General features: G+C 54.8%; 13 protein-coding genes. 4 read left to right on the top strand and 9 right to left on the bottom strand.

Translation table 11 applies throughout. The annotated features are described in order from the left end of the window. Window positions 1–923: 923 nt before the first annotated feature. The 3 genes from ACZCWR_RS11080 to ACZCWR_RS11070 all read left to right on the top strand — a co-directional run bounded on the left by ACZCWR_RS11080 (window position 924) and on the right by ACZCWR_RS11070 (window position 4332). On the top strand, window positions 924–1631 hold the full coding sequence (locus tag ACZCWR_RS11080) for a hypothetical protein (RefSeq protein ID WP_487300804.1): 708 nt from the start codon (window positions 924–926) through the stop codon (window positions 1629–1631). Window positions 1632–1871: 240 nt separating this feature from the next. Continuing rightward, on the top strand, window positions 1872–4028 hold the full coding sequence (locus ACZCWR_RS11075) for a hypothetical protein (protein ID WP_487300803.1): 2157 nt from the start codon (window positions 1872–1874) through the stop codon (window positions 4026–4028). A gap of 103 nt (window positions 4029–4131) precedes the next feature. Then, the gene (locus ACZCWR_RS11070; RefSeq protein WP_487303310.1) at window positions 4132–4332 is read left to right on the top strand and encodes a type II toxin-antitoxin system MqsA family antitoxin; all 201 of its coding nucleotides are present in this window, start codon (window positions 4132–4134) and stop codon (window positions 4330–4332) included. A 535-nt stretch (window positions 4333–4867) separates the two neighbouring features. Here ACZCWR_RS11070 and ACZCWR_RS11065 read toward each other — a convergent pair. From ACZCWR_RS11065 to ACZCWR_RS11025, 9 genes are all read right to left on the bottom strand, one after another. Then, the gene (locus ACZCWR_RS11065) at window positions 4868–5152 is read right to left on the bottom strand and encodes a hypothetical protein (protein ID WP_487300802.1); all 285 of its coding nucleotides are present in this window, start codon (window positions 5150–5152) and stop codon (window positions 4868–4870) included. Next, window positions 5149–5811, bottom strand: coding sequence for a ParB/RepB/Spo0J family partition protein (locus tag ACZCWR_RS11060; RefSeq protein WP_487300801.1), 663 nt, complete (start codon window positions 5809–5811; stop codon window positions 5149–5151). The genes ACZCWR_RS11065 and ACZCWR_RS11060 overlap by 4 nt, the downstream gene beginning before the upstream one ends. Beyond that, the gene (locus tag ACZCWR_RS11055) at window positions 5808–6083 is read right to left on the bottom strand and encodes an ogr/Delta-like zinc finger family protein (protein WP_487300800.1); all 276 of its coding nucleotides are present in this window, start codon (window positions 6081–6083) and stop codon (window positions 5808–5810) included. The genes ACZCWR_RS11060 and ACZCWR_RS11055 overlap by 4 nt, the downstream gene beginning before the upstream one ends. Then, on the bottom strand, window positions 6080–6334 hold the full coding sequence (locus ACZCWR_RS11050; protein WP_487303309.1) for an ogr/Delta-like zinc finger family protein: 255 nt from the start codon (window positions 6332–6334) through the stop codon (window positions 6080–6082). Before ACZCWR_RS11050 ends, ACZCWR_RS11055 begins: the two co-directional genes overlap by 4 nt. A gap of 32 nt (window positions 6335–6366) precedes the next feature. Next, window positions 6367–8499: a replication endonuclease gene (locus ACZCWR_RS11045; protein ID WP_487300799.1), complete on the bottom strand. Its 2133-nt coding sequence runs from the start codon at window positions 8497–8499 to the stop codon at window positions 6367–6369. Between the two features lie 626 nt (window positions 8500–9125). Then, window positions 9126–10097 (bottom strand): DNA adenine methylase, encoded by a 972-nt coding sequence (locus ACZCWR_RS11040; RefSeq protein ID WP_487300798.1) that lies wholly within the window; start codon window positions 10095–10097, stop codon window positions 9126–9128. Next, window positions 10094–10309, bottom strand: a complete 216-nt coding sequence (locus tag ACZCWR_RS11035) for a hypothetical protein (protein WP_487300797.1) — start codon at window positions 10307–10309, stop codon at window positions 10094–10096. The genes ACZCWR_RS11040 and ACZCWR_RS11035 overlap by 4 nt, the downstream gene beginning before the upstream one ends. A 287-nt stretch (window positions 10310–10596) precedes the next feature. Further along, window positions 10597–11331, bottom strand: a complete 735-nt coding sequence (locus ACZCWR_RS11030) for a dATP/dGTP pyrophosphohydrolase domain-containing protein (RefSeq protein WP_487300796.1) — start codon at window positions 11329–11331, stop codon at window positions 10597–10599. 71 nt (window positions 11332–11402) lie between these two features. Then, a complete protein-coding gene (locus tag ACZCWR_RS11025; RefSeq protein WP_487300795.1) occupies window positions 11403–11930 on the bottom strand; it encodes a hypothetical protein in 528 nt (175 codons plus the stop codon). Window positions 11931–12311: 381 nt separating this feature from the next. Here ACZCWR_RS11025 and ACZCWR_RS11020 point away from each other — a divergent pair, with 381 nt between their 5' ends. Continuing rightward, window positions 12312–12641 carry a helix-turn-helix domain-containing protein gene (locus tag ACZCWR_RS11020; protein WP_487300794.1) on the top strand — a complete coding sequence of 110 codons (330 nt, stop codon included), beginning with the start codon at window positions 12312–12314 and terminating at the stop codon, window positions 12639–12641. The last annotated feature ends 16 nt before the right edge of the window (window positions 12642–12657 follow it).

Genomic DNA, 12657 nt, shown 5'->3' with positions numbered 1-12657 from the left:
CTCAGATTTTCGAGCCTGCGTCTGGACCCGCACGCCGCACGTCAGATTGCGTCTGGAAATTTCCCAGAAAATCGCCGAAACCCGCGTCGTACCGGCCTGCGCCTCACCAACGGCTTGCGTCTGGTAGTGGCATTTTGTTTTGGAGGGCAGGCGCGGAGGGGACTGCGATTTTTAATGTTGCGCGAACCTCACACCCGACAGACAAGCTCGAGCAAAGCAGCACCGCTTGCTGTACATGAGTCCAGTGGTTGGCACAAAGACACTCAGGGGCTTCGGCCGCGCCCTCGCAGCGCCATGCCGCTACCGCCTCTATCGACTCATTCTTCCCGCCGTTGGCTTACAGCAATCATCACATGGCGGATCATGCTGACGAATGTCGGCGGCCACCTCTGTAGTCGAACAGACGCGTAGCTTGAGATCACCCTTTGTCAAAAAATCATCTAAATCTGAAACACCAAATGCTGAAAACGAGTCTGGCAGGCGCCCCAGCTCACCAAACTTCAAACGGATGATTCGATTAGGAATACGAATACACGCGAGCAGCCGATGAGCATCAAAGACTGCGACCTGTCATGCCTGTGATGCGCGCATCAACGCTGCGCCTGAGACCCGGTGTTTTGCCGGTGTGGTCCTCGGGTGAGGATGCGATAAGGCGCGTTTGGGTGAAATTCTTGGCGCTTACGGCCCGGAGCGCGCGTGCGGCGATTGAATGGCCAGGCGAACACCTACGAATTGGGGATGGAGAACATCAAGCGGCGTAGGCAAGGCTATTCAGGATGCGCCGTTAAAGCCAGTCGGGGAAGATTATCGCGGCAACCCAAGCTATAGTGAGAGCGTTTAAACTCACCTTCAACTTCATGAGTAGCCTCCATACGGCGGGCTGGGCAATTATAGGTTCAGTTGCTACAGCGCTTTGCAGCATCGTGGGCAATATCTATCTCGCGCTGAAGAGTCGCAGCCAGGTTATCGCGCAAGCGGCCAATCAGTTCAAGCAAGCTGCCGCTGCCCTTGACGTTCAGCGTACGTCGACAGCACGCACAGCAGCTACGTTCATCGCGGACAAACGCCAAGCTTGGATAAACGACCTTCAAGACGACGTATCGCTCTACTCTGCGTTGACGGTAGAGATGTTAGAGGGGTGGAAGCGGGTGTTCAGCAGACTTGGAAACAGGTGGGATGAATACGGGCCACCTAGTGTGCCCAGCGAGCTGGAAGTCTACAAAGAAGAAGTCCGCAAATTTGAGGAATACATTGCCGAGCGTGACAGTTTGCACGCCCAACTCCTAACGCGCATTATGCTGCGGTTGAATGGTGAAGAAGTGAGTCATCGGGAACTTGTCGAAGGCCTATATAGGGTTCGGGCCACGCTTCGCGTGATCGCTGTTAATGCCAGCAACCACGAATACGCGAACCGGTGCGCCTACGACAACATTGATCAGCGCTTGCAGCTCGCTCAGATATACACCAAGGCGATCCTCAAGGAAGAGTGGCAAAAACTAAAGCGAGAGGTGGCGGATCCTGAGCATTTAATCAGTCGCATCTTGTCTACCAGTCCGCCTGACGACGCCGACGTGAAGGCATTTGTGGAGAAGACGGCACCCAGCGTTCCGTCGTCCTTCTCCGGCATTTGATAACCCTGCGAATAGGCGTTGTTATGGTTCGCTCGGCACAGTGCAAAATCTCTGCATTAGGCAGTGGCGCTTTTCTCGCTTGCTTGTTGGGCTAGCTTGCCATGTTTCACGGTTGGCATCTTACGATCGTTCCGGTAAGAACCGGCGCTAACCACCAATCGGAAGCTTTTTTGTTATCCAACGCGTCTTTCATGTTATATAAGAGCTCGTCAAAATCAATAGATTCTTTGAGAGGGAACTATGAAGCTGAACATCGATTTGAAGAACTGCTACGGCATCAGTGAGTTGACCCATTGCTTCGACTTCACATCCGGCAGCGGCTATGCGATCTACGCGCCGAACGGATTTATGAAGACTTCTCTCTCAAAAACCTTTGATGACCATGCCAATGGGAAACCACCAGTTGATCTTATATTTCCGGATCGCGCGTCAAGTAGCACAATTACCGATGCTGCTGGGGTCAGCGTCGTTCCCGGGTCCATATTCGTGATAGAACCCTATAATCAAGAATTTTCTTCGGATAGCACTTCTCTATTGTTGGTTAATAGTGCTATAAAAAAACAATATGATGATGCGCTTAATCAGATTTCCGAAAAACTTAACATACTCTTCACCAAGCTTAAACAATTGTCTGGCCTGAATGGCCGGACCATCACACCTGAAGCCGAATTCTTGAAGTCTTTCGGTTCAAATAGTGTCGCCGAGGTATTTGAGTCGTTGGAGCAAACGGTTGCAGATACGCCTCCGAGCAAGCTTGCAGATCTCGTCTATTCTGAAATTTTTAACGAAAAGACCGTTGCCCTCCTCGAGTCTGGCACCATCAAAGATCAGATCGAAGAATATATCCAGCGATACAATGACCTCGTTTCTAAATCGGACGTTCTCAGCAAAAAGTTTAATCACTATAGTGCGGCAGCCGTAAATAAGCAGCTCAGCGATAATGGCTTCTTCGCCGCGAAGCATACTGTCAATTTGAATACTAAAAGCGGAAAGAAGGAAGTTGGTTCTGCTGCTGAACTGACGCAGAAGATCGAGGAGGAAAGGCATAGGATTTTCACCGACAAAGAGCTTGCCGGCAAGTTTGATGCGATCGATAAGAAGATCCAGAACGCCGAATTACGGAAATTTCGAGACTATCTATTCGACAACCAGGAGATCTTGCCTGAGCTTAAAAATTTCAAGCAACTACAGAAGACTATCTGGATTGCCTATCTTGTTAATCAAAAGGATTTGTTTGATCAGTTTATGGATCAATACAAAGCGGGGAAAGTTACGATTAATGAAGCAATCAAACAGGCGAGAGAGGAGCGGACAGACTGGGAAAAAGTTGTAGCGACATTTAATAAGCGATTCTTTGTACCTTTTACGATGTCTGTTTCGAATCAGGAAGACGTAATCTTGAAGGGAACGAAGCCGTCTATTGCATTCAAGTTTTCGGATGGAGAGCGCGAAGGCGAGGTTATGCGAGATTCCTTGTTGAAAGTGCTTAGCCAAGGTGAGAAGCGTGCATTATACATCTTGAATATTCTGTTCGAAATTCAAACTAGGATGAAGCGTGATGGCAATACGATCCTGCTAGTCGATGACATTGCCGATTCATTTGACTATAAGAACAAATATGCGATCATAGAATATCTGAAAGATATTGCGAACTCCGGAAAATTTTACTGCATTTTTCTTTCTCATAATTTCGATTTCTATAGAAGCATTAGCGGGCGGTTGAATTTAAAAAGACCGTGCAAGCTTATGGCATCCAAGAGTGGGCGCAAATTGACCCTATCTGAAGAGAAATACCAACATAATCCCTTTATTTTTTGGAAAAAAAGATTGCAGGAGCCGTCGTACTGTATCTCAGCAATACCGTTCGTGCGTAATCTTGCCGAATATTGTGGACACAGCGCAGACTATTTGACGCTTACATCGTTGTTGCACATTAAAGCAAACACCGAAACAATTACTCTCGATCATTTGTGCACAATCTATAAGAAAATCCTAGCGGATAAAGCCGCGTTGCACCTTATCCCTCCCGATAAAATCGTGTTCAATGTTATCTTAGAGGAAGCTGAAAAAGTCGCACTTAGCGAGGAGAATCACATTGAACTTGAAAATAAGATTGTGATTTCTATAGCAATTCGCCTGATTGCCGAAAAGCACATGATCAGGAGAATAAACAATCAAGATTTTGTTGATGGAATAAGTCAAAACCAGACGATTGAATTGTTGAGAGAGTATAAGAAGGATGCGCATGGCAGTTCGGAAGAGATTGAGGTGCTCGAGCAAGTGAACCTTATGACCCCCGAAAATATTCACTTGAACTCATTCATGTATGAGCCAATATTGGATATGGGTTCGGCGCATCTTCGAGCTTTATATGCTGATGTAAAGCAGCTTGCATGATAATGCTTGGTAGTTAATGTTCGTGATTTCATGCAAACGCAGGCACATCATAGATGTGCCTCGACATTGGCATCCCGCATAAGAGGACAAGACCAAAAAAGGCATAGAACCCGACGCGGGCGGTGAGGTCGTTTTAGACCGACTACATAATGACCGATATGTCGGGCTGATCGGCAGCTTTCGGCGTGAGGTAAACGCGGATTTCGTAGATCCGCAGTATATTGTGGCGACGGTTCGGATGAAACGGCATCTGAATCAACGGCAGACAGCCGAGACTCTCGGAGGTGGCGCAAATGCCTTCTAACGATATAAAACTGGGAAAGCGAAGCCGTCTCTCTCTTTCGTAAAGCAACAGACAATGTTGGATCGTAACTAAAACTTGCTCAGCGAACTTAAGGCCATGTAATCTCGACTGACGCTCTAACGCTCGAAGTATTCCGTCGACTAACGCATCAAGCACTCCACATCGCGTTAATATTGCGCGCGTCGTGCATGAACCCCGCGACAACATCTGTGTCTGCCGACCCGAACTTCGGGACTGCGCGTGATTAGCTTTTCACGGCGAGACTATCTCCAATCTCCTTTCCGCTTTGATCGAAGCAATCGAAAGTTATTTGGCGAAGTGCAACAAACGTGGCATACCCCCAAAAAAGATTACATCGGGCAAGAGATTTCGATTGCCGTAGAGGCAGCGTAATCACTCAGGTTTGAAGCTTCAAATATCGCAATAGACCCACGATCGCGAGAGCATGGGGCGCCCGCTCACATAAATCTTGATCGGACTGGAAGCCCGCCCCGTCACGATCGCTCTACATGGATGAGAACGAGGATGTAGGCCATCACGATGCATCCTTCGCGTCCTCGCGGGCCGCATCAAGCGCGGCGCGGAGGTCCTGCCCCTTTCCGATGCATGCGCCATCATTGACGCGGATAACCTCAATAAGCCTCTGGAGTGCACTGCCTTTTGCCGGCGACACTTGAATGCTCACATCTCCACATCGCGAAGCTAGCCAGTCCAATCGAACGGCATCGAATACCGAAACCGTCGTGGACTCGATGGGCTTTGACAACTCGACCATACGGGGCGTCACCTTTGACTTCCCAGCCACACCAGCCTTCTTCACGCCCTCTTCAAGCGCGGCGACAGCATCCGCGCCATGCTGGCGCATTGGCTTGATGGCTGTCGTCGCCGACACCTTGCGCTCGTCACCATGTCGCGAATCGGTTTAGGCGCGCCAACGAGCGACAGCACGTTCGATACTTTCGCCAGGTGGAAACCCGTACGGCGTGAGATCTCCTTCTCAGAAAGGCCGCGACCGATTAGCGTCTTGCAGACCAACCCCTCCCCATACGGCGTTAAACGCTTGCCGCTGTTGTTCGTGATCAGCCCGACAATTCGATCCTCTTCTGTCGTGCCCCTGGCTTCGTTCACGACAGGCACAGCCTCAATTCCCGCGCCCTCTTCGTTCGCCAGCTCCAACGCTGCGAATCGCGAGTGACCGTCCGACAGATACAGAAATCCATCCGCCGCGGCGAGCACGGTCAACGGTTTGTGTCGATAGAACCCGTTTGCCTTGATCGAGTCCGCCAGCTCGCGGATATGCTGCCCGTACTCCGGGTCCGATGAACGGGCTTCGTTGAAGGCGGGCCGCAGTCGGATCGCATCGAGCGAGACCATGTAGATGTCAACGGAGCCTTGCCGATACGGAGCGACTACCTGTTTGACATTGCCAGCGACGAGATCAAGCACGCCCTGTTCAATTGACTGCCTTTCCACGGTCATTCCCCTTCTTCAAGTTGACGCGTTGCGCGGCCGCTGACGAAAACCGCCTCATCGCCAAGGTCAGCGTCTGCGAATAGCGGGAGCGTTTGCCGCCGCCCCAGTTTTGGAATCGGGACGACAGGCGGGATCAAATCGATACGCGTGCGGCACGCGTGACCACACCGCACGTTGTCGCACTGAAAATCGATCAGCCACGCAGTATCGGAAAGCTTCTCCATCGCGCGTGAGATTGAACGCGAGCCGCAATGCGGACAAGCAATCGAGAACCTCACGACACCCCCCGTAAGCGTTTGGTGGTGCGCGAATTTACTGGCCCACGCAGCCCAGGCGCAACCCCCGTATGAACCTCCAGTACAACTTGCGGATCCGGAGCCTGCGCGGGTGACAGCGAAAATAGGATTTCGAAACTGGCCGGAGCGCGATATCCGCACGACTCACAGCAGAAATACAAGCGGCGTAGCAGGACGCCGAGCTGCTCGCTGTGCCGCACCTCCATTTCCTCGCCACACGACGGGCACTCCATGACCATCGTGCGCGGCTGTTGGACGCATCCGCTCATCGCACCTCCGATAGCTTTGCGCGCGCCCAAATCGAGGGGCGGCCTCTCGCCTCCGCAAGCGCGTAATCCGCCAGCCAATCCCGCACGTCATCGGGACTCACGTGAATTTGCTCGACATTGCGTGCAGCCGGTCCCGTACGCAGATGGGGATGCGCATCCCCATCCGCAACTTCGGACGTTCGCAACGAATTTGTCGCCGCCGCGACGCATCCCGCGCGCTCTGCGCTATCCGCGTGATCGTAATCGGCAATCCAGTCGTCCACGTCACTAGATTCGGGCGTGGGGCTCTGCGTACAGTTATTGACACGAGTCCAAGGGCGCGCTTCGCGCGCCAACCCCATTCCCAACTCCCAACTCTTGCGGCTCGAATGACGTGTAAGGTCGATCTCAGTATCGATCGGCCGACGCGGCGTGATCGTCCACGTGTGCCGGTTCGTGCGAACCACCATGCTGACGAACTTCTCACGCAACACAATGCCGTCTTGCTCGCAGCGCGTGCCGCTGGCTTCCAGCCCTTTGATGCAATCGCCCACAGGCTCGCCGTACTGACTGAGCCGCGCATCGTACTCACGGTAAATCTGCACCGGACGAGCGTCGCGAGGACAGAAGATGCCGCCGTTCGACTTGACATACTTCGCCCACGACGCAGACTCGACTTCGCCATCGCTGTATTGCAGCTTGTTCACGGCCTCGTACATTTCATCCAGCACCGAAGGCGCGCCGTCCGGCACCTTGTCGAGTCGGCGCGCTTCGCGCCACACCGTGACAGGTGGTCCGCCAATTGGCTGGAATTGACGGATGCCCCACGTCGATGCCCACGCATCAACACGTATCGCCGTTTCCAGCCCGGCATTACCGAGCATGTCGTCTTGCACGCCGTACCCGTCGATATTCTTCGCGACGTATTTTGCGATGTAGCCCGCCGCTGTTCCGCGCTCCCAGTCGATCGGCTTGAAATCGACGCGGTGATGCTTCGCACCCGGCTCATTCGGCGAGTCCTCAAGCGCATAACGCCGTACCCATGCGCACAAGCGCGGCAACAGCGCTGCGCGCTCGTCGCGCACGAAAACGTCTTTCACTCGCCCGCGTTGACCTGGCGCGCGAACGCCCTTGCGGCGACGGAAAAGGACCGGATCGAAGAACAACAGAAAGTGCCAGTGCGGCGTGCCGTCGTGGTTCGGCTCCGCGATACGAAAGCCGTACCACTTCACGCCGCGATTGCCCAAGAACGCACGCAGACGCGCGAACATGGCCGATAGATAGGATTGCGCTTCGTTCGGGAGCGTGCCGTCGTAGCGCGGATTCTCGCGCACGTTCTTCACATACCACCGCCCCTTTGATCGAGCGGATCGTTTGCCCTTGGTGAACTTGTGCATCCGTGAAGGGCACGTCACCGTGAGGAACAGGCCAATGTGCCCGAGCTCGCGCGCGATGGCCTCGCAACCTTTAATGCGCGTCATCAGTTCGCCGCGTTTAAGCGCAGGACTCGATACCGAGCGTGAACGCAAATCGGCCAACGAGAAACACGCGCCCTCTTCGTTTATCGCGAGCGTGCGTTCAAGCATTTTTTGGGTCCGCTTGCACTGCTGCACGCGCCTCCTGACGGATTCGTCACTCACGTACGAACCCATCTTCGCGTTGATGAACCCAAGGTGCATCGCGGCGGCCTCGAAGAATTTGCGGTGCATGACGCGAATCACCTTGCGCCACCACTTCGCGCAGGTCATGCGCAAAATTGCGGGCTTATCCATTACGCCTGCGATCGTGCCGTTACGCGTGATTCGCATCGGCTTGGGTGGCTCGCAATTGAACCTGCGCACCATGCCCTCCAACACCGCGCGCCGATTCTTTACATCGGTAATCTTAGAGGCCATCGTCAAACATTCGCGAGCCTTCTTTTTGGCCGTATCGCGAATCAAATCGTCGTCGGCATTCAATGGCAAATGTAGGGCGTTGAGCCGATCAGTGATATTCAGCAAAAACAGGTTCGCGGTGCGGCGCGCGTCGATCTGATGAAGCGCACGCAGGTTGCGCCACTCCTGCGTGATACGATCGCGCCAGCGGACCGGAATGCCTGATAGACGCTTCGAGGCCCATTGCTCATCGGTCGGAATACGCCTGTAGCTCATGCGATTGCCGGAGAATGCATGGATAAATGCTCCTCAAAGTGAAACTCTTCGGCTCATGCCGGCTTGTGGCTTCGAACGTACGACTGCAATTCCCGGTACTGAATGTCTGCTGCCGCATCCCCGAAGCGAGACCGAACACGCTCGACCAGTGCGCTCAGCTTTCCTGAATCGCCTCGCCTCGCATCACGCACTGCCGCCATAAAGCGATTGCGGCATTGCACAATTTCGACATCCCGTGCATCCTCTATCAACACATCCGCCACCAAACTCTCCTGTCGGTGTTTGTTTAGCCTTGCGCAATAGATCTCGCGACGAGACATCAACCGGTAATGGGCTTGTCCGGTTGCAACTGCCATGTGGTGGGAGCTCTCACGCTTCAGAACCGATATCGGCTGCCAAGCCACGTCATCAGCACCTTTCGCTACGAGAGCTCCCGTTGGCCTTTGCATTTCCATTCAGCCCCGCTACACCCGCCGTTCCGCTTTAGCTGGCCATACGGGCAGCACACCATCTTCATCTTCTGGATGCGCGCCGCACCATGCGAGCACGCCCACAATTACGATCAGCCAGATCGCCCACAGTGGCATCGGCCTTTTCTCGGGCTTTAGGTTCATAGGATTGACTTCCTAATTGGCAACAGAACGGCTGCGCTTCGACAGGTCGCGCAGCAAGGGCCGCAGCTCTCGCATTGCTGCGGCTTCGGCTTGATCGGACAACTCCGTGCGCGGCGGGCTCGATAGATCGGGAATGACATCCAGCGCGGCGCAGGCTGACGGTGAGACCCATATCACCTCGTTTCGCGTGACCGAGCCTTTGCGTCCGCTCGCAAGCGCCTTGCGCGTGAAACGCGCCCAGCCAGCGAGCGCCTCGTCGTACATATCGGATGCGTACCCGCTCACCACCGCCATACCCTTCAGATTCGCCAGCGCCGCAAGCAGATCGGCGTGTTCGAGCAGGGACATTTCGCACCGGTAGTCGCGCCCTAAACCACGGGACACACCCTTGCGCACTTCGGGTAAATACGGCGGGTCGACGTAGAACAAGACACCCGGCGCGTCGCATCGCGCGATCAAAGAAGTCGCGGGCAGGTTCTCAATCACGGTTCCTTGCAGACGGGCACCGACGGCAGCAACACGCGCCGGGTACCGGGACCATTGCCCCGCCCCATCCGACCAAACGTCCGAGGCAAAGCCTGTCGGAGCGTGCAGCGGGCGAGTCGCTGCGCCGCTACCGAACCCCATCTGCGCCCGCACGCACAACCGCCGTGCGCGCTCAACCGGTTCCTCCGTCACGAGCCATGCATCGTCAAATTCCGCGCGCGCGTATGGTGTCGCCTCCAATGCCGCAACCAGGCGTGCGCGCATGGCATTGTCACGGACCACGCGAAACAGATTCACGATTTCGCCATCGAGATCGTTGTAAATCTCGACGCGGCTACGGGGCTTTCTCAGAAGGACGGCAGCCGATCCACCAAACGGCTCGACATAGGTTTCGTGCGGCGGCAGATGCGACAACACCCACTCAGCGATACGAAACTTGCTGCCAAAGTACGTGAGGAGCGGGACCTTGATGGACGCTTTGTGCAAAGTGCTGTTCATGCGCTCGCCTGCCCGGATTTGCGAACAAGATCGCGAGCATCCTGCAATGCCCAGTCGCGCGTCTTGAAGTGCTCGGAAATGTCATTGCCCGGTTCTTCATACCAGTGGAACTCGACACCGCGTGCGACAAAATATCCGCCGCGCACGGCTTCCGTGTTGTAGTACGGGCCAAATTCGGTAATGCCCGGTTCTATTTGACGGCTGATCTGCATGATCAAACTGATCGCACGAAGGAAAGCTTGCACTCGGAGCGGCTTGCAACGACTGCATGCCGGTCGGCTTCACACTCATCAAACGTCCGCCGACGTGCCATGTGTTCCGCGTTACTTGCACGGATCACTCGCTCAATTGCGAGTCTCTCTTCCTCCACCCAGTTAGGAATGCTATAGATTCTCATTGCTTGATATCCCCAAGGATGCAGACGCCTTAGCGCGCCTGAGATGTCAGAATGGTTGTGCCGGTAGCGGAAGCTTCGATTCCGAGTTCGGTGAAATTTGATTCATGCGGCACACCCACCTTCAGAAAGATGCTCGATCGCGCGATCTGAATTAGCCGTGCGCCAGTCCGGCCACGTGCGACGCTCGTTCGTTTCCAACTTCGCCGCGAGCGCGTCCGTGATCTGTTCGGGCGTCGCGCCCGTGCGCGCGGCACCGTCGAGCCCAAGCAGAATCACGTCGATCCACTCGGTCACGTCGTTAGGTGCGGCCTCGACCTCGAACAGTTCTTTGCGAATGTGATCGCAGACACCAGCGGTACGACGCCCTGGTCCGAATACGCGATCGGAAAACGCCCGTTGCCGACGCAGGAACGCGTGCATGTCGAATTTTGCGCTGTCGCCACAGATACGGGATATGCCAACGCCGTTCACGCCCGTATTCGGCAAGGAGTGCGATGCACCATCATCGGTCGCGTCTTGCAGAGGCAAATCCATGTCGAGTGCGCGAACCAACACGGCAAAGCGCGCATCGACGCGAATAGGCTCTCGATTTTGCGCTGCAGAGACACCATCTCGATAGTTCGCTGCGAACCAAAGCGAACTCTGATGCGGTGACAACAACCGCGAAATGTTCGCGATGATCACGTGCGCCCGATACAGTTCCTGGCACAGCATTAAAGGCGCGTCCTCGCCAATCACTGCCGCGCGGATCTGAGCGCGGGTGACGCCTTCCCACTCCTCGATAACAGCGGCGCGATGGTTGGCCGTTGCCCACTTCGTCTTCTGGTCGAACGTCACGACGCCGAGCGCGTTGTGGATGATCAAGTGCGCGGCGCGCAACTCGTCGCGCAGTTCGTTGACGATGGTTTTCATACCCGCACCTCAATCGCATTTGATACCCCTATTTCCGGACGATCTGCATGCAGGTCTACGCGAGGTGCTTCAAGAATGTGGGCTATCGGACTATCTGCGCAATCAAAGGAACGCGCGCGACAGAGCGCCTTGGTAGCGAGTTGAATGCGCGCTCGGAAACACTCGCCAACCTCACCGCTTGGCAGCTCGATATCGTCGATATTTGATTGACCGAAAGCCGCTCGGCCGACACTTGAGATGAGCATCGCGTCCGCTTCAGGCACCCCTCGTGCCTTGGCTTCCCAATCTTTATGCCCAGCAGTGCGGGCCAACCAATACGCACGATATGCGTCCTCGATCACCTGCCGGCATCCGGGTGCTTGGAGTCGTTCATCATCTCTGTTCAGCGATTTGGAAAGAGCGGGCGATGCGAGATCGAGACGCTGGAGGTCTTGCTCGGCCGCTTGTGCCTCCTCTTGCTCATCCCGAAGATCGAGCGCCGGGCCAATGATTCGCAGGACAACACTGGCGATCAGTCGCTTCATACCGCCCTCCCTTCACAGCAAGAGCCGACGAGAAAAGTCCACTTATAGACTTTAAAGATAATTCCATCCATTCGGGCACGGAAATCCAGCGTCCGCGATTGGCGCAGGCGCGCCGAAGATCTAAGCGTGTTTTGCAGCGAAACGTGCATTTGACTACCCCCATGTTTCTACCCAATTGATGAATGCCGCCGTTGAGGCGTCGCCCCGGCGACTAGCACCGTCGCACTAGCACCGGTGGGTAAGGCCGGCTGCCGGGGTGACGTGTGAAGAATAGTTCTGACCGCATGACATGTCAATAGGCCAGGACGTTCCGACATCAAGACGTTGCGACGGTCGGAGCGTTCGGATACCCTGACGTTGGGTTGAATCAATGGGGGTCTTATGAAAACCACTGTTCAGTGGCTTGATGCGGTCAAGGAGCGCCTTGACTTGCAATCGGATTACGCAGCAGCAAAGTATCTGGGAGTTACTCGTTCGACCGTTAGCGCATGGCGGAACGGCAAGCAAACTTTCGATGATTACGCGTGTTTTCGTATCGCAGATACGTTGGGACTGAATCCGTTTGAAGTGGTCGCTGCGGTGAATATTGAACGTGCTCGGGATGACGAGCGAAAGGCGATGTGGCTAGACGCTTGGGAAAAAATTTCCAAGGGTTTTCAGAAGCTGGCGCTACCCGCTAACGCTTGCTGGGCTTTGGTCCCGCAGGTGTAACGTCAGCTTAAGTTAG

It is taken from the genome of Caballeronia sp. A2-2, assembly GCF_057612605.2.
Note: the sequence above shows the minus strand (reverse complement) of the source record. Positions and strands in the feature narration are given on the sequence as shown.

Excerpts from the sequence above, each read along its gene's own strand:
- ACZCWR_RS11050 (WP_487303309.1), bottom strand. The coding sequence starts at position 6,334 with ATGGAGTGCCCGTCGTGTGGCGAGGAAATGGAGGTGCGGCACAGCGAG.
- ACZCWR_RS11025 (WP_487300795.1), bottom strand. The coding sequence starts at position 11,930 with ATGAAGCGACTGATCGCCAGTGTTGTCCTGCGAATCATTGGCCCGGCG.
- ACZCWR_RS11045 (WP_487300799.1), bottom strand. The coding sequence starts at position 8,499 with ATGAGCTACAGGCGTATTCCGACCGATGAGCAATGGGCCTCGAAGCGT.
- ACZCWR_RS11060 (WP_487300801.1), bottom strand. The coding sequence starts at position 5,811 with ATGACCGTGGAAAGGCAGTCAATTGAACAGGGCGTGCTTGATCTCGTC.
- ACZCWR_RS11020 (WP_487300794.1), top strand. The coding sequence starts at position 12,312 with ATGAAAACCACTGTTCAGTGGCTTGATGCGGTCAAGGAGCGCCTTGAC.
- ACZCWR_RS11075 (WP_487300803.1), top strand. The coding sequence starts at position 1,872 with ATGAAGCTGAACATCGATTTGAAGAACTGCTACGGCATCAGTGAGTTG.
- ACZCWR_RS11035 (WP_487300797.1), bottom strand. The coding sequence starts at position 10,309 with ATGCAGATCAGCCGTCAAATAGAACCGGGCATTACCGAATTTGGCCCG.
- ACZCWR_RS11040 (WP_487300798.1), bottom strand. The coding sequence starts at position 10,097 with ATGAACAGCACTTTGCACAAAGCGTCCATCAAGGTCCCGCTCCTCACG.